The sequence below is a fragment of the Ensifer sp. Root1252 genome, assembly GCF_001425885.1.
In the GTDB taxonomy this organism is placed as follows: domain Bacteria; phylum Pseudomonadota; class Alphaproteobacteria; order Rhizobiales; family Rhizobiaceae; genus Ensifer; species Ensifer canadensis.
Genome location: NZ_LMDT01000057.1, coordinates 62,329 through 87,773, shown reverse-complemented (window position 1 = coordinate 87,773; position 25,445 = coordinate 62,329). Strand labels below are relative to the sequence as shown.

General features: G+C 62.6%; 23 protein-coding genes. 10 read left to right on the top strand and 13 right to left on the bottom strand.

Going from position 1 to position 25,445, the window contains the following annotated elements; all coding sequences use genetic code 11:
- Positions 1-17 precede the first annotated feature (17 nt).
- On the top strand, positions 18-1,238 hold the full coding sequence (locus tag ASD02_RS33870; RefSeq protein WP_025425047.1) for an MFS transporter: 1,221 nt from the start codon (positions 18-20) through the stop codon (positions 1,236-1,238).
- Positions 1,239-1,333: 95 nt separating this feature from the next.
- Here ASD02_RS33870 and ASD02_RS33865 read toward each other — a convergent pair whose 3' ends face one another.
- The 8 genes from ASD02_RS33865 to ASD02_RS33830 form a co-directional block, all read right to left on the bottom strand.
- A complete protein-coding gene (locus tag ASD02_RS33865) occupies positions 1,334-3,055 on the bottom strand; it encodes an ABC transporter substrate-binding protein (RefSeq protein WP_025425046.1) in 1,722 nt (573 codons plus the stop codon).
- Between the two features lie 78 nt (positions 3,056-3,133).
- The gene (locus ASD02_RS33860) at positions 3,134-3,418 is read right to left on the bottom strand and encodes a DUF2160 domain-containing protein (protein ID WP_025425045.1); all 285 of its coding nucleotides are present in this window, start codon (positions 3,416-3,418) and stop codon (positions 3,134-3,136) included.
- Positions 3,419-3,430: 12 nt separating this feature from the next.
- Positions 3,431-4,255 (bottom strand): carbohydrate ABC transporter permease, encoded by an 825-nt coding sequence (locus ASD02_RS33855; protein ID WP_057210833.1) that lies wholly within the window; start codon positions 4,253-4,255, stop codon positions 3,431-3,433.
- 20 nt (positions 4,256-4,275) lie between these two features.
- Entirely contained in the window at positions 4,276-5,142 is an 867-nt protein-coding gene (locus ASD02_RS33850; RefSeq protein ID WP_025425043.1) for a sugar ABC transporter permease, read from the bottom strand.
- 2 nt (positions 5,143-5,144) lie between these two features.
- On the bottom strand, positions 5,145-6,215 hold the full coding sequence (locus tag ASD02_RS33845; protein WP_025425042.1) for an ABC transporter ATP-binding protein: 1,071 nt from the start codon (positions 6,213-6,215) through the stop codon (positions 5,145-5,147).
- Positions 6,216-6,238: 23 nt separating this feature from the next.
- Positions 6,239-7,309: an ABC transporter ATP-binding protein gene (locus ASD02_RS33840; protein ID WP_057221779.1), complete on the bottom strand. Its 1,071-nt coding sequence runs from the start codon at positions 7,307-7,309 to the stop codon at positions 6,239-6,241.
- Between the two features lie 51 nt (positions 7,310-7,360).
- Positions 7,361-8,878 (bottom strand): glycerol-3-phosphate dehydrogenase, encoded by a 1,518-nt coding sequence (glpD, locus tag ASD02_RS33835; RefSeq protein ID WP_025425040.1) that lies wholly within the window; start codon positions 8,876-8,878, stop codon positions 7,361-7,363.
- 130 nt (positions 8,879-9,008) lie between these two features.
- Positions 9,009-9,773 carry a DeoR/GlpR family DNA-binding transcription regulator gene (locus ASD02_RS33830; protein WP_057221778.1) on the bottom strand — a complete coding sequence of 255 codons (765 nt, stop codon included), beginning with the start codon at positions 9,771-9,773 and terminating at the stop codon, positions 9,009-9,011.
- Positions 9,774-9,946: 173 nt separating this feature from the next.
- On the opposite strand from ASD02_RS33830, the gene ASD02_RS33825 reads away from it, so the two are divergent.
- The 7 genes from ASD02_RS33825 (at position 9,947) to ASD02_RS33795 (ending at position 17,797) form a co-directional block, all read left to right on the top strand.
- The gene (locus ASD02_RS33825; RefSeq protein WP_025425038.1) at positions 9,947-10,714 is read left to right on the top strand and encodes an SDR family oxidoreductase; all 768 of its coding nucleotides are present in this window, start codon (positions 9,947-9,949) and stop codon (positions 10,712-10,714) included.
- Between the two features lie 10 nt (positions 10,715-10,724).
- Complete coding sequence (locus ASD02_RS33820) at positions 10,725-11,621, top strand: LysR family transcriptional regulator (RefSeq protein ID WP_025425037.1); 897 nt, start codon at positions 10,725-10,727, stop codon at positions 11,619-11,621.
- A gap of 172 nt (positions 11,622-11,793) precedes the next feature.
- Positions 11,794-12,273 (top strand): formate dehydrogenase subunit gamma, encoded by a 480-nt coding sequence (locus tag ASD02_RS33815; protein ID WP_025425036.1) that lies wholly within the window; start codon positions 11,794-11,796, stop codon positions 12,271-12,273.
- On the top strand, positions 12,270-13,826 hold the full coding sequence (locus tag ASD02_RS33810) for an NADH-quinone oxidoreductase subunit NuoF (protein WP_057221777.1): 1,557 nt from the start codon (positions 12,270-12,272) through the stop codon (positions 13,824-13,826). Before ASD02_RS33815 ends, ASD02_RS33810 begins: the two co-directional genes overlap by 4 nt.
- Before the next feature lie 11 nt (positions 13,827-13,837).
- Entirely contained in the window at positions 13,838-16,717 is a 2,880-nt protein-coding gene (gene fdhF, locus ASD02_RS33805; RefSeq protein WP_057221776.1) for a formate dehydrogenase subunit alpha, read from the top strand.
- A gap of 35 nt (positions 16,718-16,752) precedes the next feature.
- Positions 16,753-17,577: a formate dehydrogenase accessory sulfurtransferase FdhD gene (gene fdhD / locus ASD02_RS33800; protein ID WP_225906371.1), complete on the top strand. Its 825-nt coding sequence runs from the start codon at positions 16,753-16,755 to the stop codon at positions 17,575-17,577.
- The gene (locus ASD02_RS33795; protein ID WP_025425032.1) at positions 17,567-17,797 is read left to right on the top strand and encodes a formate dehydrogenase subunit delta; all 231 of its coding nucleotides are present in this window, start codon (positions 17,567-17,569) and stop codon (positions 17,795-17,797) included. Before fdhD ends, ASD02_RS33795 begins: the two co-directional genes overlap by 11 nt.
- Before the next feature lie 174 nt (positions 17,798-17,971).
- Here ASD02_RS33795 and ASD02_RS33790 read toward each other — a convergent pair whose 3' ends face one another.
- From ASD02_RS33790 to rocF, 4 genes are all read right to left on the bottom strand, one after another.
- Entirely contained in the window at positions 17,972-19,756 is a 1,785-nt protein-coding gene (locus ASD02_RS33790; protein WP_025425031.1) for a PAS domain-containing methyl-accepting chemotaxis protein, read from the bottom strand.
- A 448-nt stretch (positions 19,757-20,204) separates the two neighbouring features.
- Entirely contained in the window at positions 20,205-20,684 is a 480-nt protein-coding gene (locus ASD02_RS33785; RefSeq protein WP_025425030.1) for a chemotaxis protein CheW, read from the bottom strand.
- 431 nt (positions 20,685-21,115) lie between these two features.
- Positions 21,116-22,321, bottom strand: coding sequence for an ornithine--oxo-acid transaminase (gene rocD / locus ASD02_RS33780; protein ID WP_025425029.1), 1,206 nt, complete (start codon positions 22,319-22,321; stop codon positions 21,116-21,118).
- Between the two features lie 24 nt (positions 22,322-22,345).
- A complete protein-coding gene (gene rocF / locus ASD02_RS33775; RefSeq protein ID WP_025425028.1) occupies positions 22,346-23,269 on the bottom strand; it encodes an arginase in 924 nt (307 codons plus the stop codon).
- A 141-nt stretch (positions 23,270-23,410) separates the two neighbouring features.
- Here rocF and ASD02_RS33770 point away from each other — a divergent pair, with 141 nt between their 5' ends.
- Both ASD02_RS33770 and ASD02_RS33765 read left to right on the top strand, forming a co-directional pair.
- Positions 23,411-23,845, top strand: coding sequence for an Lrp/AsnC family transcriptional regulator (locus tag ASD02_RS33770; protein ID WP_025425027.1), 435 nt, complete (start codon positions 23,411-23,413; stop codon positions 23,843-23,845).
- Between the two features lie 115 nt (positions 23,846-23,960).
- The gene (locus tag ASD02_RS33765; protein WP_025425026.1) at positions 23,961-24,458 is read left to right on the top strand and encodes a VOC family protein; all 498 of its coding nucleotides are present in this window, start codon (positions 23,961-23,963) and stop codon (positions 24,456-24,458) included.
- A 37-nt stretch (positions 24,459-24,495) separates the two neighbouring features.
- Here ASD02_RS33765 and ASD02_RS33760 read toward each other — a convergent pair whose 3' ends face one another.
- On the bottom strand, positions 24,496-25,287 hold the full coding sequence (locus tag ASD02_RS33760) for an APH(3') family aminoglycoside O-phosphotransferase (protein WP_025425025.1): 792 nt from the start codon (positions 25,285-25,287) through the stop codon (positions 24,496-24,498).
- Between the last annotated feature and the right edge of the window lie 158 nt (positions 25,288-25,445).

Below are 25,445 nucleotides of genomic sequence, written 5' to 3'. Positions count from 1 at the left end.
CCTGAAAGACACTATCCATGCAATCCACCGACTGCGCGCTTCCGGCTCCGCAGGAAGCAGCATCCACGCCCGTCGTTGTCGCCGGGGCCGGGCTGCCGCTTGCGGCGCTGCTTGCGCTTGCGACCGCCGGCTTCATCACCATCCTCACGGAGGCGTCGCCGGCCGGCCTGTTGCTGCAGATCAGCGCCGATCTCGACGTCTCTCAGTCCCTGGCCGGGCAGATGGTGACGATCTATGCGATCGGCTCGCTGGTCGCGGCCATCCCGCTCGTGGCGCTGACGAAGACCTGGCGTCGGCGGCCGCTGCTGATCACGGCGATCTCGGGATTTGCCGTCGTCAACACGGTCACAGCGCTCTCGACCGACTATGTCGTGACGATGGCGGCGCGTTTCCTTGCCGGCGTCTTTGCCGGGCTGTTGTGGGCACTGGCCGCCGGCTACGCCAGCCGCATGGTACCGCCGCAGCAGCAGGGGCGGGCGATCACCGTTGCCATGCTCGGTGCTCCGGTGGCGCTTTCGATAGGCATTCCCGCCGGCACCCTGCTTGGCGCTATGGCCGGCTGGCGCCTGACCTTCGGCCTCCTGAGCATCATGGCGGCCCTGCTCGTCGGCTGGGTTTTATGGTCGCTTCCCAACTCTCCGGGGCAGCGCGCCGAACGACGCCTGGCGCTTTCGTCGGTGTTCCGGCTGCCCGGGATCCGACCCATTCTGTTCGTGATGTTTGCCGTCGTTTTCGCCCATAACATCCTCTACACCTACATCGTGCCGTTCCTGGAACCGTCAGGGCTTGATGCGCGGGCTGACACGGTACTTCTTGTCTTTGGCATCGCCTCGCTCGTTGTCATTCCGATCATCGGCGCCCTTGTCGATAGGCATCTGCGTTTGCTGGTGCTGGCGAGCATGATGCTCTTTGCGGCAGCGTCACTGCTGCTTGCCGTCTGGGGCGAGCAGTCGGCCGCGATCTATATCGGCGTTGTCGCCTGGGGTCTCGCCTTCGGCGGTGCAGCGACGCTGTTTCAGACCGCCTCCGCAAAGGCGGCCGGGACGGAAGCGGATGCGGCGCAGTCGATGATCGTCACGGCCTGGAACGCGGCGATGGCCGGCGGCGGCTTGGCCGGCGGCGTGCTGCTCGACAGTGTCGGCGCAGCGATCTTTCCAGCGGTCCTGCTGGCGATCCTGCTGCAGGCCCCGGCCGTGGCATGGGCTAGCCGGCATGGATTTCCGTCCCGCTCCGGCTGACAGGCATGAAAAAACCGGGGCCGTTGCCGACCCCGGTGCCGCATCTCCTGATCTTCGGCCGCCCGTTTGCACGGGCGGCCGTCGTCTTGGGCTTGTTACTGCTGCCAGCTTTTGACCAGTTCGTCGTAATTGACGGTCATCGGCTTTTCTTTTTCGTTCTCGATCTTCAGCTGCGGAGCGAGGTTGCCGGCCTTGACGGCTTCAGCGTTCCAGTATTCGAGGTCGTGTTCCTCGGCGAGCTTCGGACCGATCTCGCCCTGGATACCGGCGCGTTCGAGGCGCTGAAGCACCTTCTCCTGCTCGGCGCACAGCGAGTCCATCGCTTCCTGCGGTGTCTTGGCGCCAGAGGAGGCGTCACCGATGGCCTGCCACCAGAGCTGAGCCAGCTTCGGATAATCAGGAACGTTGGTGCCCGTCGGCGACCACTGCACGCGGGCCGGCGAACGATAGAACTCGATCAGACCGCCGAGTTCCGGCGCACGTTTGGTGAAGCTCTCGTGCTGGATCGAGGATTCGCGGGTGAGCGTCAGGCCGACATGGCTCTTCTTCACGTCCACGGTCTTCGACGTCACGAACTGCGCATAGAGCCATGCGGCCTTGGCGCGGTCTTCCGGGGTCGACTTCATCAGCGTCCAGGAACCCACGTCCTGGTAGCCGAGCTTCATGCCGTCCTTCCAGTAGACGCCATGCGGCGAGGGGGCCATGCGCCACTTCGGCGTGCCATCCTCGTTGACAACAGGCAGGCCCTTCTTGACGGCATCGGCGGTGAACGCCGTGTACCAGAAGATCTGCTGAGCGACGGCACCCTGGGCGGGGACCGGGCCCGATTCGGAGAAGGTCATGCCCTGGGCTTCCGGCGGCGCATAGGCCTTCAGCCAATCGAGGTATTTGGCGATCGAGTAGACCGCGGCCGGGCCGTTGGTGTCGCCGCCACGGGCGACGCACGAGCCGACCGGCTGGGATTTCTCGTTGACTTTGATGCCCCATTCGTCGACCGGCAGGCCGTTCGGGATGCCCTTGTCGCCGTTGCCGGCCATCGACAGCCACGCGTCGGTGAAGCGCCAGCCGAGCGACGGGTCCTTCTTGCCGTAGTCCATGTGGCCATAGACTTTCTTGCCGTCGATCTCACGGCCGGTGAAGAATTCGGCGATGTCCTCATAGGCAGACCAGTTGACGGGAACGCCGAGGTCGTAGCCGTACTTCGCCTTGAAGTCCGCCTTGTTCTTCTCGTCGTTGAACCAGTCGTAGCGGAACCAGTAGAGGTTGGCGAACTGCTGGTCGGGAAGCTGGTAGAGCTTCTTGTCCGGAGCGGTGGTGAACGACGTGCCGATGAAGTCGGCGATGTCGAGGCCGGGATTGGTGACGTCCTTGCCTTCGTTGGCCATCCAGTCGGTGAGGTTGCGCACCTGCTGGTAGCGCCAATGGGTGCCGATCAGGTCGCTGTCGTTGACATAGGCGTCGTAGATGTTCTCGCCGGACTGCATCTGCGTCTGCAGCTTTTCGACGACGTCGCCTTCACCGATCAGGTCGTGGGTGATCTTGATGCCGGTGATCGCGGTGAAGGCGGAAGCCAGCACCTTGGATTCGTATTCATGCGTGGTCAGCGTTTCGGAAACGACCTTGATGTCCATGCCGGCAAACGGCTTGGCGGCATCGATGAACCATTGCATTTCCGCTTCCTGGCCGGCGCGGTCGAGCGTGGAGAGATCGCCGACTTCCTTGTCGAGGAACTGTTTTGCCTCGTCCATGCCGGCGAATGCCGTGCCGGTAAGAGCCAGCAGCACTGCCGCTGTCGTCGTGAAAAGGTGCCGTCGCATAATTTCCTCCCTTTGGGTTTTGCGATTGCGTTCATTGCAGTGTCGGAAGGCCCTCCCGGACCTGCCATTTCGATCGCCTCAGACGTAGCGAAAGACGCCGACGGCATAGACGACGGAGAGCGCCAGCGCCCACCAGAGGTCCTGTCCGCCGCCGAAGCCGAGCCATGCGAGGTGAATGAAGGCGCTGCCGAGCAGCGAGACGAAGAGCCGGTCACCTCGGGTCGTTTCGAAGCGCAGGATGCCGACGCGCGGGTTGCCGCCCGGCGAGACATATTCCCACACGCCCATGCCGATGAGCAGCAGCGCGATGGTGATGAAGAACAACGCCGTCGGCAGCGTCCATGCCATCCATGAGAAATTCATCACGAAGCTCCTTTAGACGCGGCCCAGGGCAAAGCCCTTGGCGATGTAGTTGCGCACGAAATAGATGACGAGCGCGCCGGGGATGATGGTCAGCACGCCGGCCGCGGCCAGAACGCCCCAGTCGAGGCCGGAGGCGGACACGGTCCGGGTCATGATGGCGGCGATCGGCTTTGCCGCGGTTGTCGTCAGCGTGCGGGCCAGCAGCAGCTCGACCCAGGAGAACATGAAGCAGAAGAAGGCCGCGACACCGATGCCGGAGGCAATCAGCGGCGTGAAGATCTTCACGAAGAAGCGCGGGAACGAATAGCCGTCGATATAGGCGGTTTCGTCGATCTCCTTCGGCACGCCCGACATGAAGCCTTCCAGGATCCAGACCGCCAGCGGCACGTTGAACAGGCAGTGGGCAAGCGCCACGGCAATGTGCGTATCGATCAGGCCGAAGGCCGAATAGAGCTGGAAGAACGGCAGGGCGAAAACGGCCGGCGGCGCCATGCGGTTTGTCAAGAGCCAGAAGAACAGGTGCTTGTCGCCAAGGAAGCGATAACGAGAGAAGGCGTAGGCTGCAGGCAGGGCGGCTGCCACCGAGATCACCGTGTTCATGACGACATAGATGATCGAGTTGATATAGCCCTTGTACCAGGACGGATCGGTGAAGATCACCGTATAGTTCCGCAGGGTCGGGTTCTGCGGCCACAGCGAAAACGTGCTGAGGATCTCGCTCGTCTCCTTGAAGCTCATGTTGACGAGCCAGTAGATCGGCAGCAGCAGAAACAGGATATAGACCGTCGGGATCAGCCAGGAGAGGCGTTGCGACAGGGGTTGTGTTGTAGCGGTCATGGTTTTTCCTCCCTTCCGGCTCAGCTCTGCGCGTCGCTTGTGGTCATCACGGTGTAGAAGATCCACGAGAGCAGCAGGACGATGAGGAAGTAGATGATCGACAGGGCTGCCGCCGGACCGAGGTCGAACTGGCCGATGGCCATCTTGACGAGGTCGATCGACAGGAAGGTGGTCGAGTTGCCGGGGCCGCCGCCGGTGACGACGAAGGGCTCGGTATAGATCATGAATGAGTCCATGAAACGCAGCAGGAAGGCGATCAGGAGCACGCGCTTCATCTTCGGCAACTGGATGTAGCGGAAGACGGACCAGCGCGATGCGCCGTCGATCTTGGCGGCCTGGTAGTAGGCGTCGGGGATCGAGACGAGACCGGCATAGCACAGAAGTACGACGAGGCTCGTCCAGTGCCAGACGTCCATGACGATCAGCGTCACCCAGGCGTCCATGGGGTTTTGTACATAGTTGTAGTTGATGCCCAACGCTTCCAGCGTGTGGCCGAGCAGGCCGATGTCGACGCGGCCGAAGACCTGCCAGATGGTGCCGACGACGTTCCACGGGATCAAAAGCGGCAGTGCCATCAGGACGAGGCAGACCGGAACGCCGAGGCCCTTCTTGGGCATGTTGAGCGCAATGATGATGCCGAGCGGAATTTCGATGGCGAGGATGATCGCCGAGAAGATCAGGTTGCGGGTGAGCGCGTCCCAGAACCGGTCTGAGGTCAGCACGTCGACATACCAGTCGGTGCCGGCCCAGAAGAACTCGTTGTTGCCGAAGGTGTCCTGAACCGAGTAGTTGACCACGGTCATCAGCGGGATCACCGCCGAGAAGGCGACGAGCACCAGCACCGGCAGAACCATGAACCAGGCTTTGTTGTTCCAGGTCTTTTCCATGATCAGGCCTCCCCGCCGACGCGCCAGGAATCGGCGTAGATGTTGATGGCCTTCTGGTCGAAGGCGATGCGCGGCTCGGCCGGAATGGCGCCGTCCTCGTCGAGGATGATCGAGATCGGCTGGTCGGCGAAGCGGGCGCGCACGATCTTGTGGCGGCCGATATCCTCGACCTTGGTGATCGCAACCGGCATGCCCTCGCGACCGATCGACACGAATTCCGGGCGAATGCCGAGTTCGGTCTTGGCGCCGGCCTTGATCTCGGGCCGGAAGTTGAGAGCGATGGTCTCGCTGCCGATCGTCGCGGTGCTGCCGTCGATCCTGGCCGGCAGCACGTTCATGCCCGGCGAACCGATGAAGTAGCCGACGAAGGTATGGCGCGGCCGCTCGAAAAGCTCGGCCGGCGTGCCGATCTGCACGATCTGGCCGTCATACATGACGACGACCTTGTCGGCGAAGGTGAGCGCCTCGGTCTGGTCGTGGGTGACATAGACCATGGTGAAGCCGAACTGCTTGTGCAGGCGCTTGATCTGCGAGCGCAGCACCCATTTCATTTCCGGGTCGATGACGGTCAGCGGCTCGTCGAACAGGATGGCGCTGACGTCGGAGCGCACCAGGCCGCGGCCAAGCGAGATCTTCTGCTTCTGGTCGGCCGTCAGCCCTTGCGCCTTTTTGCCCGCCCAGCCGCCAAGGCCGATCATCTCGATGATCTCCTTGACGCGGCGATCGACCTCGGTCTCCGGCACATGCCGGTTGCGCAGGGGAAAGGCGAGATTGTCGTAGACGGTCATCGTGTCGTAGATGACCGGGAACTGGAACACCTGGGCGATGTTGCGGTCCTGCGTGGACAGGTGCGTCACGTCCTTGCCGTCGAAGAGGATGCGTCCCTCGGACGGATTGATCAGGCCCGAGATGATGTTGAGCAGCGTGGTCTTGCCGCAACCGGACGGACCGAGCAGCGCGTAGGCGCCGCCATCGTTCCATTTGTGGTGCACTTCCTTGAGCGCGTAGTCGTTTTCCGACTTCGGCTTGGCGCCATAGGCGTGGCGGATATGTTCGAGATCGATGCGTGCCATTTTCGTTTCCTCCCAGCGCCTCCTCAGGCGGTTCCGCCGATCGCGCGCCCATCCGGCCCGAAGACCATCAGGTGGCGGATATCGACGAAAACCTCGAGGGTTGCGTCCGGTTCGATGTCGTGAATGCCCGGCGCCAGCATGACCCAGCGCGCGCCGGAAAATCCGACGTGGATGAAGCTTTCGGAACCTGCGATTTCCGAGATTGCCGTCTTTACCGTCAGCGGCGTCGCGCCGTCGAAGGGACGGTCGAACGACAGATGGTGCGGCTGGAAGGCGACCGTGCAGGGGCCGTCCGGCAACGCCGACAGATGGGCGGGAACCGACAGCACGTGTTTGCCGTCAAAGGTGAAGATCGAGCCTGATTTGATGAGCTCGATCGTGTTCAGCGGCGGATCGGCGAAGGTGCGTGCCGTCACCAGGTCCACCGGGCGACGGAAGACGTCGATGGTCTTGCCGAACTGGGTGATCCGGCCCTGGCTAAGCGTAGCGGTGTTGCCGCCGAGAAGCAGAGCTTCGGAAGGTTCGGTGGTCGCATAGACGAAGATCGCGCCGGAGGCTGCGAAGAGCTTCGGCAGTTCCTCGCGCAGTTCTTCGCGCAGCTTGTAGTCGAGGTTGGCGAGCGGTTCGTCGAGCAGCACGAGATCGGCATTCTTGACGATGGCGCGCGCCAGCGCCGTCCGCTGCTGCTGGCCGCCGGAAAGGCTGAGCGGCGTCCGGTCGAGATAGGGCGTGAGCTTGAGCAGTTCGGCGGCCTTGCGCACTTCGCGGTCGATCGTGGCTGCGTCCGAACCCTTGATGCGCATCGGCGAGGCGATGTTGTCATAGACGGTCATCGACGGGTAGTTGATGAACTGCTGGTAGACCATCGCTACGGAGCGCTTCTGCACCGGCAGGCCGGTGACGTCGGTGCCGTCGAAGATCAGCGAGCCGGAGGCAGGCTTGTCGAGGCCGGCCATCAGCCGCATCAGCGACGTCTTGCCGGAAAGGGTCGGGCCGAGCAGCACATTGAGCGACCCCCTTTCCAGCACAAGATCGGTCGGGAGGATATGCGTCTCCCCACCCACGACCTTGGATATCTTCTTCATTTCAAGCATTGAATTCTCCGGTGTTCCACCCAGCCATCGGCAGTCTTGAATGCGGGGCCCTCAGGCGGCGGCGTGCGCCGCGCCCCGCATGTATTCCTCCAGCGCCGTCGCCTCGCCGGACGTCAGCTTCAATCCCAGTTTGGTGCGCCGCCACAGCACGTCCTCGGCGTGCCGGGCCCATTCCTGCTCGATCAGCCACTTCACTTCCGCCTCATAGAGGTCGGCGCCGAAATGATGGCCAAGGGCTGCTTCATTCGCTGCCGCTCCAATGAGCGCGGACGCGCGCGTGCCGTAGAGGCGTACCAGCCGACGCACATGGCCGGCGGCAAGGAAGGGATACTTCTTGTGAAGTTTTGCGACTTCGTCGGCGTAGCCCTTGGCCGGGAAGTCCCCGCCCGGCAGGCTTGAGCCGGCGGTCCACTTGGCACCCTTGACGCCGATGGCATCGCCGATCTTCTCGAGCGCGGATTCGCTCAGGCGGCGATAGGTCGTCAGCTTGCCGCCGAAAACGTTGAGGAGCGGGGCCGCGGCCCTGTCGCCTTCGACGCGAAGAACGTAGTCGCGGGTTGCTTCCTGCGCCTTGCTGGCGCCGTCGTCGAACAGCGGGCGAACGGCGGAATAGGTCCAGACGATGTCGTCCTTTTCTATCGGCTCGAGGAAATACTCGCTCGCGGCCTTGCAGAGGTAGTCGACCTCGGCGTCGCTGATGCGGACGTCGGCCGGGTTGCCGGTATAGTCGCGATCGGTGGTGCCGATCAGCGTGAAATCGTCCTCATAGGGGATGGCGAACATGATCCGGCCATCCGGATTCTGGAAGAAATAGGCGCGGGGGTCGTTGAACTTCTTGCGGACGACGATGTGGCTGCCCTGGACCAGGCGCACATTGTGAACGTCGTTCTTGCCGAGCGCGCCTGATAGTACCGCATCGACCCAAGGGCCTGCGGCATTGACCAGCATGCGCGCTCGGATCTGCCGACGTTCGCCGGTCGCGGCATTTTCCGTGTCGACCACCCAGTTGCCGTTGTCGCGCTTTGCCGAGATCACCCGGGTGCGCGCCATGATCCGGGCGCCGCGGTCGGCGGCATCGCGGGCATTGAGCACGACCAGTCGGGCATCGTTGACCCAACCGTCGGAATATTCGAAAGCCTTGGTAAAGAGCCGCTTCAGCGGCTTTCCGGCCGGATCGCGCGTCATGTCGAGCGTGGCCGTTGCCGGCAGCAGCTTGCGGCCGCCAATATGGTCGTAAAGAAACAGGCCGAGGCGGATGAGCCAGGCCGGGCGCGGGCCGCCCTTATGATAGGGAAGGACGAAGCGCATCGGCCAGATGACGTGCGGTGCCATTGCCCAGAGCACTTCGCGCTCCATCAGCGCCTCGCGCACCAGGCGGAACTCATAATGTTCGAGATAGCGCAGGCCGCCGTGGATGAGCTTGGTCGAGCCGGACGACGTGCCGGAGGCAAAGTCGTTCATTTCAGCGAGCGCGACGGAGTATCCCCGACCGACCGCATCACGCGCAATGCCGCATCCGTTGATGCCGCCGCCGATAATGAAGACGTCGAAGATTGCCTGCTCTGCCACTGCTTTTCCCCTCCCACGTTTCGCAATGCACAAATTGATGCAGTCGCGAAAGCGAAATCAGTTAAAGCGAAAAGATATCGAATGTCAAACGAATGTTGTTCGAATCTCAGGACAGTCTAAAAAACGATCTTCAAGCCTCGGTTTCGATCAGGCGAACGTCCTGCTCTGCGCAGATTTTCCGCACGTTATCAATGAGACAGCGATCGGTGATGAAGGTCTGAACCTGGGAGATATGGCCGATGCGGACCGGGGCCGTTCTTTCGAATTTTGTCGAGTCGGAAACGAGGATGACATGGCGGGCATTGGCGATGATCGCCTGGGCGACTTTCACTTCGCGAAAATCGAAATCGAGCAGCGCGCCGTCATGGTCGATGGCCGAGGCGCCGATGACGGCGAAGTCGACCTTGAACTGCTTGATGAAATCGACCGCAGCCTCGCCGACGATACCGCCGTCGGAGCCGCGAACGACGCCGCCGGTGATAACCACCTCGATCGAGGGAAAGACGCGCAAGTGGTTGGCGACGTTGATATTGTTGGTGATGACCATCAATTCCTTGTGGTCGAGAAGTGCTTCGCCGACCGCTTCCGTCGTCGTGCCGATGTTGATGAACAGCGAGGCGTTGTCGGGGATGAGGGCGGCGGCCGCCCTGCCGATCGCCTGCTTCTCCGGTGCGGCGATCTGGCGGCGGGCATCGTATTTGACGTTTTCCTTGCCGCTCGGGCAGATCGCGCCGCCGTGAATCCGGTTCAGGATCTTGGCGTCGCAGAGGTCGTTCAGGTCCTTGCGGATGGTTTGCGGCGTCACCGAAAAGCGCTGCGCCAGCTCCTCGACGAGCACGCGTCCTTCGTTCTTCGCCAGTTCCAGGATTTCCGCCTGCCGCCCCGTCAGATACATTCCGAAACCTCCCGTTTTCGTTTTTTTTCATAATAAGCAAAAACGAAAGCTGTGCAATTTCAGAAATCGGCGTTTGTCGCGAATCTGCTTTCGTCGTCGGCTATGTCGATTGCGCGCGTTGCAATCGCCTCGGCGATAGGCGACTTTGGCAATGACGGGAAGAGGGAAAAGACATGTTTCATCCGGCCTTGTTCAAGGGCATGAATGTGGTGGTGACCGGTGGCGGACGCGGCATCGGCCTTGAGGTGGCGCGCCAGTTCCTCGATTGCGGCGCGCGTGTCTTCGTGCATGCCGGGCGATCGGTCGGGGAACTGCCGGATTTTCTGGAGACGGCAGCGACCGAGGGCCGGGCGCATGTGGCTGCAGCCGACTTCCTGGCGGATGGCGGCGTCGAGGCTTTGGCGGAGGCGATCCGCAGCCGATTCGACAGCGTCGATATCCTTGTCAACAATGCCGGCACGATGGTTGGCCGCTTTCCGGCGGCGGAACTGACGGACGAACAGTATCGCACCGTCGTTCAGCTCAACCAGACCTCGGTGGTCGAGATGACACGCGCCATGTTGCCGCTTCTTCGCAAAGGCACGCATCCGGCGATCGTCAACACCGTGTCGATTTCGGCGCTGACCGGCGGCAGCGCCGGCTCCTCGATCTATTCGGCAACCAAGGCGTTCGTCTCCACCTATTCCAAGGCGCTGGCGCGCGAACTGGCCCCGGAAGGCATAAGGGTCAATTGCGTTTCGCCCGGCACCATCACGACAGAGTTTCACGAGCGTTACTCGTCGCCGGAGAAACTGGAGGCAACGCGCAAGACAATCCCGATCGGCAGGCTCGGAACCGCCGAAGACTGCGCGCCGGCCTATCTCTTCCTCGCCTCCCATGCGCTTGCCGGCTACATCACGGGCCAAGTGCTGGAGGTCAACGGCGGCCAGTTGATCGCTTGAGACACGTGTGATGATCGACAAGCTGGAAATGTTCCTGGTGCTCGCTCGCGAAAGGCACTTCGGCCGGGCGGCGCTTGAATGCGGCGTGACGCAACCGACGTTGTCGGCGGCAATCCGCCAGCTGGAAGAACAGCTCGGCGTCATGCTCGTCAGCCGCGGTTCGCGTTTTCAGGGGCTGACCCCGGAGGGGCAGCGGGTGCTGGAATGGGCGCGGCGCATCGTCGGCGATGCCCGCACGATGCGCGAGGAAATGCGCGCGGCGCGCAAGGGGCTCTCCGGGCATATCAGGCTGGCGGCGATCCCGACGACGCTTGCCATGGTGCCGATGATCACCGCGCCGTTTCAGGAGAAGCATCCGGATGTGACGTTCTCGGTGCTGTCGACCACCTCGTTGCAGATCCTGGCGCTGCTCGAAAACCTCGAGATCGATGCCGGACTGACCTATCTGGAGAACGAGCCGCTCGGGCGCGTGACCAGCGTTCCGCTGCAGATCGAGCGATATCACCTCGTGACGGCCACCGGAACGCCGCTTTCCGATCGCGAAACCGTGACGTGGAAGGAGGTTAGCAACGTTCGGCTTTGTCTATTGACCGCCGATATGCAGAACCGCCGCATCGTCAACCAGCATCTTTCCGAGGCCGGCGTCGTCGCTGAGCCGACGCTCGAATCAAACTCGATGATCGTGCTTTTCTCCCATGTGCGCACCGGTCGCTGGGCGAGCATCATGCCGTTTAACGTCGCGAAATCATTCGGCTTTCACGATGATATCAAGATGATTCCGATCGTCGAACCGGATGCCCGCCACACCGTTGGCCTGGTTGCGACCCATCGTGAACCATTCACGCCGCTGGTATCGGCGCTTTTGCACGAAGCGCGCATTCTCGGCGAACGAAATCAGGTTCAATAGATTTTTTCTATCAATCAACGAAACAGCCTTATTGACCCTTCCGGCCAGAAGGGCGAAGCTTTTCACTCTTGGGCAAGGGCGTGGAGGAAACGGCCTTCCCAGAAGATGCCAATTCGAGCTGGGCGAGGTCCGTACAAGGGGCGCTGCAGCCGCGAGCCGGGAGGGCTCCTGAGTGAATATTCACCAGCCGCGTGGCGATGTGCCCGGACGCACGCTTGCGATCGTCGAGGAACTGAAGGGGCTCGAAGGGCCGCTGCTGCCGATCCTGCATGAGATCCAGCACGAGTTCGGATATGTGCCGCAGGACTGTCTGCCTGTCATCGCGCGGGAGCTCAACCTGTCGCGCGCCGAAGTCTACGGCGTCTTTTCCTTCTATCACGATTTTCGCGAGCACCCGGCCGGTCGTCATGTGTTGAAGCTCTGTCGCGCCGAAGCCTGCCAGTCGATGGGCGGCGATGCGCTTGCGGAACGCGCCAAGCACCTGCTCGGCATCGACTTCCACGAGACGACACCCGACGGCGCGGTGACGCTCGAGCCGGTCTACTGTCTCGGGCTCTGTTCCTGCGCACCCTCCGCGATGCTCGACGGAGAGGTGCATGCCCGGGTCGATGCCGACGATCTCGAAGCTCTCGTCGCGGAGGCGCGCCGATGACAACAAAGATCTACATTCCCCGTGATGCCGCAGCATTGGCGCTGGGCGCCGACAAGGTTGCAAAGGCGATGGAGGACGCGGTCGCCGCGCGCGGCCTCGACGTTGCCATTGTGCGCAACGGTTCGCGCGGACTGCACTGGCTGGAGCCGCTGGTCGAGGTGGAAACCTCGGAGGGGCGCGTCGCCTATGGGCCGGTGAAGGCCCGTGATGTTGTCTCTCTGCTTGATGCCGGGCTTGTTGCCGGCGGCGATCACGCGCTCTGTCTCGGGAAGACCGAGGATATTCCGTTCCTGAAGCAGCAGACACGGCTGACGTTTGCGCGCTGTGGCGTCATCGATCCGCTGTCGCTCGACGATTACCGCTCGCATGGCGGTCTTCGCGGACTTGAGAACGCCATCGCCATGGAGCCGATGGCAATCGTTGCCCAGGTGACCGACAGTGGTCTTCGCGGTCGCGGCGGCGCCGGCTTTCCGACCGGGATCAAGTGGAAGACCGTGCTCGAAGCCGCTGGCGCACGCAAATACATCGTCTGCAACGCCGACGAGGGCGACAGCGGCACCTTTGCCGACCGGATGATCATGGAGGGCGATCCCTTCGTGCTGATCGAAGGCATGGCGATATCAGGGCTCGCGACCGGTGCGACCAAGGGCTTCATCTACACGAGGTCCGAATATCCGCATGCGATCGCGACGATGGCTAAGGCGATCGAGATCGCGCGTGCCGCTGGCGTGCTCGGGCCATCGGTGCTCGGCTCCGGCCGGGCGTTCGACATGGAGGTGCGCACCGGCGCCGGCGCCTATGTCTGCGGCGAGGAAACGGCGCTCCTGAACAGCCTCGAGGGCAAGCGCGGCATCGTGCGCGCCAAGCCGCCGTTGCCGGCACACAAGGGCCTGTTCGACTGTCCGACCGTCATCAACAACGTCATCTCGCTCGCCTCCGTTCCTGTCATCATGGACAAGGGTGCTGTCTTCTACCGCGACTTCGGCATGGGCCGTTCGCGCGGCACGATCCCGATCCAGATCGCTGGCAACGTCAAGCATCCCGGCCTATTCGAAACCGCCTTCGGCCTGGCGCTCGGCGAGATCATCGATCATATCGGCGGCGGCACGGCGAGCGGCCGTCCGGTCAAGGCGGTGCAGGTGGGCGGCCCGCTCGGCGCCTATTTCCCGCGCGCGCTGTTCGACACGCCGTTCGACTATGAAGCCTTTGCCGCAAGGGACGGTTTGATCGGCCATGCCGGCATCGTCGTCTTCGACGATACCGCCGACATGCTGAAACAGGCGCGTTTCGCCATGGAATTCTGCGCCATCGAGAGCTGCGGGAAGTGCACGCCCTGTCGCATCGGCTCGACCCGCGGCGTCGAGGTGGCCGACAAGATCGCCGCCGGCATCGAGCCGGAGAAGAACCGCGAATTGCTCTCCGATCTCTGCAACACCATGAAGTTCGGCTCGCTCTGCGCGCTCGGCGGGTTCACGCCCTATCCCGTCGTCAGCGCCATGACGCATTTTCCGGATGATTTTAAACCGGCTCCGCTTGTCGAAGCGGCGGAGTGAGGAGGAAGACCATGTCTCTCATTCATGAAATCGACTATGGAACGCCGGCCTCCCGCTCCGAAACCATGGTGACGCTGACTATCGACGGCCGTGAGGTGACGGTGCCCGAGGGCACGTCGATCATGCGGGCGGCGATGGATGCCGGCATCGAGGTGCCGAAGCTCTGCGCCTCCGACATGATGGACGCCTTCGGGTCGTGCCGGCTCTGTCTCGTCGAGATCAAGGGCCGGGCCGGCATGCCCGCCTCCTGCACCACGCCAGTGGCGCCGGGGCTCGAAGTGTCGACCCAGACGCCGCGGCTGAAGGACGTTCGCCGCGGGGTGATGGAACTCTATATTTCCGACCATCCGCTCGACTGTCTGACCTGTGCCGCCAATGGCGACTGCGAGCTGCAGGACATGGCCGGCGCAGTCGGCCTTCGCGATGTTCGCTACGGCTATGAGGGTGACAATCACGTCAAGGCGCGCAACAACGGCGGCATCAACGCCAAATGGCAGCCGAAGGACGAATCCAACCCCTACTTCACCTTTGATCCGGCGAAATGCATCGTCTGCTCGCGCTGCGTGCGCGCCTGCGAGGAAGTGCAGGGCACGTTCGCGCTGACGATCGGCGGCCGTGGTTTCGACAGCCGCGTTTCCGCAGGCATGGCCGAAGACTTCATGTCGTCGGAATGCGTCTCCTGCGGCGCCTGCGTCCAGGCCTGCCCGACGGCGACGCTGACGGAAAAGTCGGTGATTGAGATCGGCCAGCCGGAGCATTCCGTCGTCACCACCTGCGCCTATTGCGGCGTCGGCTGCTCGTTCAAGGCGGAGATGCGCGGCGAGGAACTGGTGCGCATGGTGCCGTGGAAGGACGGCCAGGCGAACCGCGGCCATTCCTGCGTCAAGGGCCGGTTTGCCTATGGCTACTCGAACCATGGGGATCGCATCCTCAACCCGATGATCCGCGAAAAGATCTCCGATCCCTGGCGCGAAGTGACCTGGGAGCAGGCCTATGCGCATGTGGCCGCGGAGTTCCGGCGCATCCAGTATCAGTATGGCCGCGATTCGGTCGGCGGCATCACCTCGTCGCGCTGCACCAACGAAGAGACCTATCTGGTGCAGAAGCTGGTGCGCGCCGGTTTCGGCAACAACAATGTCGACACCTGCGCCCGCGTCTGCCACTCGCCGACCGGCTACGGCCTCGGCCAGGCCTTCGGCACCTCGGCCGGCACGCAGAACTTCGATTCGGTCGAGTTCACCGACGTTGCGGTGATCATCGGCGCCAACCCGACGGACGGCCATCCAGTCTTTGCTTCGCGGCTGAAGAAGCGTTTGCGTGAGGGCGCAAAGCTGATCGTCATCGATCCGCGCCGCACCGATATCGTGCGCTCGCCGCATATCGAAGCATCCTATCACCTGCCTCTGCAGCCCGGCACCAACGTTGCCATTCTGACGTCGCTGGCGCATGTCATCGTTACGGAGGGCCTCGCCAACGAGGCCTTCATCCGCGAACGCTGCGACTGGTCGGAATATGAGGACTGGGCAGCCTTCGTCGCTGAGCCCTATCACAGCCCGGAAGCGACCGAGGCCTATACCGGCGTCCCTGCCGAACTGGTGCGTGGGGCGGCACGGCTCTATGCCACCGGCGGCAACGGCGCGATCTATTACGGCCTCGGCGTCACCGAACACAGCCAGGGCTCGACCACCGTCATGGCGATCGCCAACCTCGCGATGGTCACCGGCAATATCGGCCGGCCGGGCGTCGGCGTTAACCCGCTGCGCGGCCAGAACAATGTACAGGGCTCCTGCGACATGGGCTCGTTCCCGCACGAGCTGCCGGGTTACCGCCACGTCTCCGACGATGCAACGCGCGAGACCTTCGAGAAGCTCTGGGGTGTCGAGATTTCCAACGAGCCGGGTCTGCGCATCCCGAACATGCTCGACGCCGCGGTCGACGGCACCTTCAAGGGCATCTACATCCAGGGCGAGGACATCCTGCAGTCCGACCCGGATACCAAGCATGTGGCCGCCGGCCTTGCGGCGATGGAGTGCGTCGTCGTGCACGACCTCTTCCTCAACGAGACGGCCAACTACGCTCAGGTGTTCCTGCCGGGCTCGACCTTCCTCGAGAAGGACGGCACCTTCACCAATGCCGAGCGCCGCATCAACCGCGTGCGCAAGGTGATGACGCCGAAGAACGGCTATGCCGACTGGGAAGTGACGCAGAAGCTGGCGCAGGCCATGGGTCTCAACTGGAGCTATCGCCACCCCTCCGAAATCATGGACGAGATCGCCGCGACGACGCCGAGCTTTGCGCTCGTCTCCTACGACTATCTGGACAGGATGGGTTCCGTGCAGTGGCCCTGCAATGAGAAACACCCGGAGGGCTCGCCGATCATGCATGTCGACGGCTTCGTACGCGGCAAGGGCAAATTCATCCGCACCGAATATGTCGCGACGGACGAGCGCACCGGTCCGCGCTTCCCGCTGCTTCTGACCACCGGCCGCATTCTCAGCCAGTATAATGTCGGCGCCCAGACGCGGCGCACCGACAATGTCGTCTGGCATGCGGAGGACCGGCTGGAAATCCACCCGCACGACGCCGAGCAACGGGGCATCCGCGATGGCGACTGGATCAGGCTTGCCAGCCGCGCCGGCGAGACGACCTTGCGCTCGCAGATCACCGATCGGGTGGCACCCGGTGTCGTCTACACCACCTTCCACCACCCGACGACGCAGGCAAACGTCATCACCACCGACTTCTCCGACTGGGCGACCAATTGCCCGGAATACAAGGTGACGGCGGTTCAGGTGATGCCGTCCAACGGGCCGTCGGACTGGCAGCAGGATTATGACGAGCAGGCGCGGCAGTCACGCCGGATCGCCGGCAAGCTGGAGGCTGCGGAGTAGCCTCCATGTCCGGGCCATCAATGCCGAAATTCCAGATGTCGAAGACCGTGCCGGAAGCCGCCCGTCGCAATGGGGCCTTGCGGGACGGGTCCCGTGTGGTCCCGGAGGAGACGCCGGTGGCCTTCACCTTTGGCGGTTCGACCCATGCGGTGATGATGGCCACCCCCGGGAACCTCGAGGACTTCGCCGTCGGCTTCAGCCTGACCGAGGGTATCATCACCGAGCCCGGCCAGATCGAAGCGGTCGAGGCGATGGCCGACGAGGTTGCCGGCAACCTCGGCATCGACCTGCAGATCACGCTCAAGGACAAGCAGAACGACATGCTGCGCCTGCGCCGCCGCCATATGGCCGGCCCTGTCGGCTGCGGTCTCTGCGGCATCGAATCGATCGAGCAGGCGGTGCGGCCGACGCCCGACGTTTCGGCATCGACGCTTCGTCTGTCGCAGGAAGACGTGGTCAAGGCGGTCGCGCTGCTCAACGGTCAGCAGCCGCTGCATTTCGAAACGCGCGCCGTGCACGGCGCCGCATTCTATGTGCCGGGCAAGGGATTGATCGCGGTGCGCGAGGACGTCGGCCGTCACAATGCGCTGGACAAGCTCGTCGGCGCGGCAGCGCGTGCCGGCTTCCGCGGCTGCGACGGCGCCGTCATCGTTACCAGCCGCGTTTCTGTCGAGATGGTGCAGAAGACCGCTGTCGTCGGCAGCCCAGTCATCATCGCGATCTCGGCGCCGACGGCGCTGGCGATCCGCACGGCGCAAGCGGCGGGCATGACGTTGATCGCGCTGGTGCGCGGCGACGAATTCGAAATCTTCACCCATGCCGAACGCATCAAGTCCGGAGCCGTCGCCGATGTCGCATGACACCAATGCCAAGCTGATCTACATGGCGAACCAGATCGCCACCTTCTTCAAGAGCCAGCCGCAGGACGAAGCCGCTGAGGGCGTTGCGACGCATATCAACAAGTTCTGGGAGCCGCGCATGCGGCGACAGCTGTTCCGGCATATCGATGGCGGCGGCGAGGGTCTGAGCCCGTTGGTGCTTGAAGCGGCGTCGAAGATCAAGCGCCCGGAAGCGGCCTGAGGATCTTGATTGTCAGCTTGTTTGCGGAACCGCCTGACGATGTCGAACACTGGAGAGCGGCTGTCGATCGGTACTCGCCATGCGGCGATGGCGCGATCCCATAGAGTTTTTAGGGAAGGCGGCGACCGGTCGCCACCTTCCCTCATTCCTGAGCGCGGGGTGCAGGGATTGCGCTCAGAAATTCTGCCATCCGTCGTTCAATGGTGCGCCGGCGAGCGCTTGTCTTTGTCCGCCGCGCATGGCGCGGGCGGTGGCGTTCAGTCGTGTTGCCTGCTGTCGTTCCTCGGCGTGACGCTGCATCTCGAACGGCGCCGTGTCCTGGCCGATGCGGAACTGGCGTAGCAGGGCGTGGAGGGCTTCGGCTTCCCGCGACATGTTGTGGCTTGCGGCCGTGCTTTCCTCGACCATCGCTGCATTCTGCTGGGTTGCCTGATCCATCGAATTGACCGCCTGGTTGATCTCCTTCAACCCCGTCGACTGCTCGCGTGCGGCCTCGACAATGGCCGAAACGTTGAGATTGATCTCCTGGACCTGGACCAGAATTTCCTCGAGCGCCGCCCCCGTCTGTCCGACAAGCGATACGCCGTTCTTGACGTGGTCGCTGGAGGCGGTGATCAGCGCCTTGATCTCCTTGGCGGCCTGGGCCGAGCGCTGGGCGAGTTCGCGCACTTCCTGGGCGACGACAGCAAAGCCCTTGCCGGCTTCACCGGCACGTGCCGCCTCGACGCCGGCATTGAGCGCCAGGAGGTTGGTCTGGAAGGCGATGTCGTCGATGACGCCGATGATGTTGGAGATCTCGCGTGACGATTGCTCGATCTGATCCATCGCTCCGATCGCGTTCTTGACGACGTTGCCGGAGCGTTCGGCGCCCGCCTTGGTCTTGGCGACCAGTCCGCCCGCTTCTTCGGCGCGACGGCTGGAATCGACGACTGTCGTGGTGATCTCGTCGAGGGCGGCTGCGGTTTCCTCCACAGAGGCCGCCTGCTGCTCCGTGCGTTTGGAAAGATCGTCGGCGGCCGAGCGGATCTCGCGGGCGCCGGAAGCGATGGCGTTGGCATTGTCGCCAACAGTCTGCATCGCCCGACAAAGCCGATCGATCGCGCCATTGAAATCGGTACGCACCGTTTCCATGCTGGGAACGAAGGGTGTCGGCAGGCTGTGAGTGAGGTCGCCCTCGGCAAGCGCCTGCAGGCCGAGGCCGAGCGCCTTGATTGCGCCCATGCGCTCGCTGACGTCGGTCGCGAACTTGACGACCTTGTAGACCTTGCCGCTCGGATCGCGGATCGGATTATAGGCCGCCTGGATCCAGATCTCCTTGCCGGCCTTGCCGTAACGGACAAACTCGTTGGAGATGAACTCGCCGGCGGCCAGCTTCTTCCAGAATTCGGCATACTCAGTGCCGCGCACATAGCTGGGTTCGCAGAACATGCTGTGATGCCTGCCCTGAATTTCCTGAAGGCTGTAACCGAGTGCGTTGCAGAAGTTCTCGTTGGCCATGAGGATTTCGCCCCCGGGGGTGAATTCGATCACCGCCTGCGATCTCGATATGGCATCGAGTTTGCCGCCATCCTCGTTGGCCTTGATCTTGGCCGCTGTGATGTCGCTTGCGAATTTTACGACCTTGTAGGGCTTGCCGTTGTGAAACACCGGATTGTAGGTCGCCTGGATCCAGATTTCGCGGCCGCCCTTGGCAACGCGCTTGTAGGCATTGGCGTCAAACTCGCCGCGTCCGAGCCGCGCCCAGAAGTCGCGATATTCCTGGGTCTGGACATAATCCGGCGCGCAGAACATGCGGTGGTGCTGGCCGACGATCTCCTGCAGGTTGTAGCCAAGTGCCTGGCAGAAGTTTTCGTTGGCCGTCAAAATTTTTCCCGTGAGATCGAACTGGATCATGGCCTGCGACTTTGAAAGCGCGGCGACGATCTGGCGTGAATCCAGACTCTGCCCGAAAGAGAACATGATTACCCTCTGGTTTGGTTCTTGTTGTTTCAAACCGGAAAGCCGGATCATTGTTGCTTGTGCTGTCGACAGGGCGTGCGGGGCCAAGAGCGGCGCAGACTCCGGGGACAAGGACAAATGCCGGCTTGCCGAAAATTGTCTGGTCCGTCGTCGCCGGCCCAAACGGGGTCAGCGTTTTCGTGCTTCGAGGGGGGAGTTCGAACTCGTGGGCGTTCATGCCCATGACGTCTTGCTTATACAATCTAGATTAGTGGCAGGCTTATTAAGCAGCTGTTAAAATAGCAAACATCAAATTTTAGTTGTGAAAACTCGTATGCTGTTTCTAGGTTGAATTAGCAACTCATCGTTTACGAATCATGGGTGGCGCCACGGGGCCACGCCGCCCGAACGCAAAAAGGCCGCCTTGCCCAGGGCAAAGCGGGCCTTGATGCGACGCAGAATCTGTTGTTTAGGCGGCCATTTCCTCGACTTCGCGTTCCTTGAACATGCGAGCGAGGTTGAGGAAGCAGATCATGCCGTTCTCGTTGGCGATGATGCCTTCGGCAAAGCTCTTGTCGAAGGATGCGGTGACTTCGGGAACCGGTTGCACCTGGTTGCCCTGGACCGTGAGGATGTCGGAGACACGGTCGACGACGAGACCGATCACCATGTTGTGCACTTCGGCGACGACGATGGCGCTGCGCTCATTGGCCGTGGTCGATTTCATGCCGAGCTTGTGGGCAAGGTCGATGATCGGGATCACGGTGCCGCGCAGGTTCATCACGCCGATGACCTCGGGTGGCGAATGCGGAATGGGGGTCGAGGGGGCCCAGCCGCGGATCTCGCGGATCGTGGTGGTCTTGACGCAGAATTCCTGATCGTGGAGGCGGAACGCGATGATTTCCAGCGTCTCGCCGTCGAAACCAGCCGTCCTGAGTGTGCTTGTCATCGAAGGTCCTTCCAGCTTTCCGGTCGACGCCTTAAGGCGCGCGACACCGCCAAACTCGTTACATCTCCGTGCGGTGCGGTCGCGGCTGGCGCGGCCATTGAGCCGATGGGGAGAGTTTTCAAAAGTCCGCCGACGACATCCGGCGGGGCGCAGCTGCATCATGCGCGGAGGAACCGCTTTGCGCTTTGGGAAGGGACTATAGGCCGGGATTCGTTAAGACTTGCTTTTGCAAGTGCTAATACCAACCTGTGCCGATATTGGCCTCCAGCCTGCGTCGATCCTGACCGGACGCTGGGTCCGGTTCCGGTTTTCTCCTTGCCGGAAACCAAAATCGCTCCGGCGCAATAGGCCAGTATCGGCGCAGGTTGGTAGTAAGACATTGCGCCCCGGTCGAAGCCGGGGCGCAATGGAACACAAAGAATGTCAGGGGATCAAGCGGAAGCGAGAACCTTGGCGAACTGTTCCACCGCCCAATCGACCTGTTCGGCGGTGATCACCAGCGGCGGCGCGATGCGGATCGTGTCGCCATGGGTGTCCTTGGCAAGGATCCCGAGCTGCTTCAGCGCTTCGCAATATTTGCGGGCGCCACCGGCTTCCGGCACCAGCTCGACCGCCAGCATCAGTCCGCGGCCGCGAACTTCCTTGATGATGTTCGAACGGATGTCGGTCAGGCCCTTCTGGAAGCGGTCGCCCATGCGCGCCGAGTTCTCGATCATGCCTTCCTCGGTCAGGGCCCTCAGCGCCGCGCGGGCGATGGCACAGGCAAGCGGATTGCCGCCGAAGGTCGAGCCGTGCTGGCCGGGCTTAAGCACGCCGAGCACTTCCGAGTTCGAAAGCACGGCCGAGACCGGGTAGAAACCACCCGAAAGCGCCTTGCCGATCAGCGTCACATCGGCTTCGATGCCCTCGTGTTCTTCAGCCAGCAGCTTGCCGGTGCGGCCGAGGCCGGTCTGAATCTCGTCCAGGATCAGCGTGATGCCGTGTTTGGTGCAAAGCTCGCGCACTGCCGGGAAATAGCCGGAGGTGGGAACCAGAACACCTGCTTCGCCCTGGATCGGTTCGACCAGGAAGGCGACGGTGTTCTCGTTGATCGCGGCGCGGAAGGCGTCGATGTCGCCGAAGGGGACGACCTTGAAGCCCGGCGCAAACGGGCCGAAGCCGGTGCGGGCGTCCGGATCGGTCGAGAAGCCGACGATGCCCATCGTGCGGCCATGGAAATTGTTGGAGCAGACGATGATCTCCGCTTTGTTTTCCGCGACACCCTTGACCTCGTAGCCCCACTTGCGCACCGCCTTGACGGCGGTCTCGACGGCTTCTGCGCCCGAGTTCATCGGCAGCACCTTGTGCGAACCGGTGAGTGCTGCGATCTCTTCATAGAAATGCGCCAGCTGGTCGTTGCGGAAGGCGCGGGAGGTGAGCGTCAGCTTCTGCGCCTGCTCCATCATCGCCTGGAAGATCTTCGGGTGGCAGTGGCCCTGGTTGACGGCGGAATAGGCCGACAGGCAGTCGAGGTAGCGGTTGCCTTCCATGTCCCAGACATAGACGCCTTCGCCGCGTGAAAGCACAACGTCGAGCGGTTTATAGTTGTGTGCGCCGAGCCGGTATTCGGTTTCGATCAGGTCTGCCGTGGTGTTCATCCGTCGTCCTCCGTTGTTTCTATTTCAGGCGCTGCGGGTCGGGCGGTCAAGGACACGGCGGCCGAAAAGGCTCGCGGTCAGCTCGACCAGGACACGCGCGCTCTTGCCGCGATCGTCGAGGAACGGATTAAGTTCTACGACGTCGAGCGAGGACACGAGATCGCTCTCCCAGAGCATTTCCATGATCAGGTGGGCTTCGCGGAAGGTGGCGCCGCCCGGAACGGTGGTGCCGACGCCCGGTGCCAGCTCGGGATCCATGAAGTCGACGTCGAGGCTGACATGCAGGAGGCCGTTGGCCGAGCGCACTTCATCGAGGATATGACGCATGATGTGCGCCATGCCGAGCTCGTCGACCGCACGCATGTCGTAGACACGCACGCCATGTTCGGCGATCTCTTCGCGTTCGCGGTCGTCGACCGAGCGGATGCCGACCTGGAAGACCTTGGTCGGATCGACCATAGGCCGGTCCGCAGGCAGGATCGGGGCAAACTCGGCCTTGCCGCAGTAGAAGGCGACCGGCATGCCATGCATGTTGCCCGACGGCGAGGTTGCCGGGGAGTTGAAGTCGGCATGGGCGTCGAGCCAGAGCACGAACAGCGGTCGGCCGACTTCGGCGGCGTAACGCGCCATGCCGGAAACGCTGCCCATCGAAAGCGCGTGGTCGCCGCCCAGAATGATCGGGAAATGGCCCTTGCGAACGGTGTCATGGACCGAATCGTGCAGCGCGCGGGCGAAGGCGGCGACGATCTGCAGGTTGTTGGCGCCGGGGTGGTTGGCGAGGTCGCGTGCCGGCAGCGGCTTGACGTCGCCTTCATCGTAAACCGTGTGGCCGAGTTCGCGCAGAACGGTGTCGATACCGGCGATACGAAGTGCCGTGGGGCCCATGGCCGCGCCGCGTCGTCCAGAACCTTCCTCGATGGGTGCGCCGATCAGCGTGATGGTCGTCATATCCGCCCTGTTCCTTCTGTCATGATTCCCGTGGATGGCGCGGATTATCCTCAAAACGCGTGACAGCAAAAAGATGGAAAACTGTCGATTGGAAAGGTAAGATCGACAGATTGCTAAGTCCGATTTTGCAAAGTGAGAGATATGGACGACCTTGATCAGGCGCTGATCAGTGCCCTGCGCCAAAATGCCCGTCTGCCTGTTTCGACCCTTTCGGCGCGGACCGGCGTATCGCGCGCAACCGTTGCAGCACGCATCGACCGGCTGGTCGCCAACGGGACGATCGCCGCCTTTACCATTCGCACGGGACAGGAAATCCCGGCCTCCGGCGTGCGGGCCGTGGTGATGATCGAGGTCCACGGCAAGATGGCCGACCGGGTCGCCGGGCAGTTGCGCGGTCTGCCACAGGTGAGGGCGCTGCACAGCACCAACGGCCGCTGGGACTTCATCGCCGAGCTTGAGGACAGGGACCTGGTGTCGTTCGACGAGACGCTGAGGCGGATCCGGCTGATCGACGGCATTACCGTGACGGAGACGAACATCCTGTTGAAGACCAGCAAGCTGACGGGCGCATTTTAGTGCCTTCTTTCCGCGTGGAGGGCGAGGGTCGAAAATTGCGTTTTTGCGCCAGTCGTTCTTGATTTGTTCTCGTTTTTGTATATGATGTGCGCCTCACCCGAGATTGGAGGATGTCATGGTCATCAATGGCGGCAGGCTGGCCGATCGGCAGATCTGTGTGAAGCTATTTGTCCGGCATGGCGACGAGGATCGCGCCATTGCCTTTTATCGTGATGTGCTGGGTGCCGAACTGGTGCAACGGCATGAATGGCCGAGCGGGATTTTAACCAGCGCCGATCTCAGGATCGGCGAATCCGTCTTCCGGATCGCCGGTGCCAATCCGCGGCGGGACGCGGAGCCGAAACTAGGCGGGCCGAGATCGCCGCATGCGCTCGGCACGACGGCGGTCATTCTCGAACTGCATGTGAAGGATGTCGACCGGGTCATCGGCCGGGCGATCGGGGCGGGTGCCGCCCTCAGAAACCCGGCGGAGACGCTGTCGACCGGAGACCGCGTCGGTGCCTTCATCGACCCGTTCGGCCATATCTGGGCGTTGTTCAACGCCCTGGAAGACATCGACCTCGGCGATGCCGATATCGTCGATCTCAATATCGAGGCCCGCGACGCCGCATAAGGCGGCGCGGGCCATCCTGCGCTTGCTTTCCCCGAGGTCAGAAGAACTCGTCGAGAAGGCAATAGAAGCCGAGTTTTTCGGGATCGGCACGACGGATGCCGTAGAGATCGAGAAACGGCTGAACCCATTCCTCCCCGAGATTGTAGGCAATGCTGCGGCAGGTCAGCGCCAGATCCTGATAGGGGTCGGCGACGCCCAGACGGCTGCAATCGATGAAACCGGCGAAGCGGCCATCCCTGACGATGATGTTTGGAAGGCAGGCGTCGCCATGGGTGACGACCGGCTCTCCCTCCTGAGGGATGCGCGCCTGAAGCTCGACGAAGAGTTCGTCGGCGGTCTTGCCGAGGCGCTCGTCGTCGAAGTCGGTCTCATCGACCAGGTCCGCTTCTGCACGCAGCCTGGCGATCGCGACACGCGCACCAATCCGGTGATCGAACGGGCAGGCATCGACATCGAGCGCATGCATGCGGCGTAGCGCTTCGGCGAGCAGAACAACCTGCTCCGAGGCGGCAAGGGTGCTTGAGGCGAGGTCGATGCCTTCGACCGCCTCCATCAGCAGCCAGTTCTTTTGCGCGTACACGTCGCGGGCGACGACGCGCGGACAGGGCATTCCCTGCTTGCCCAGCCATTCGAGCCGCTCGGCCTCATCGACAAGCTCGTCAAAGGGACCGGCCTCTTCGACCTTGAGAACGAGGGGCGGGCGGTCTTTTGCGTCGAACAGGAAGACGCTGGAGTCTGACTGGCCGAGGCTATCCTTTCGGCAGTCATAACCTGCGAGCAGCGGTGCCAGGGTGGGCGGAAGATCGATATCGAGAAGCTGGAGAGACAAAAAACCACCTGAAAATACGGGTTGTTCCGAAATTGCGGCCTACAGCGCCGCGCGTCTTTTTCGACGTACAAAGGTCGCTGTGGCACTATGAACCGTTGCATGTTTTTAGCCTTAAATCGGATACGATTTAGGGAAACATGCAATTTGCGCGAGAGGGC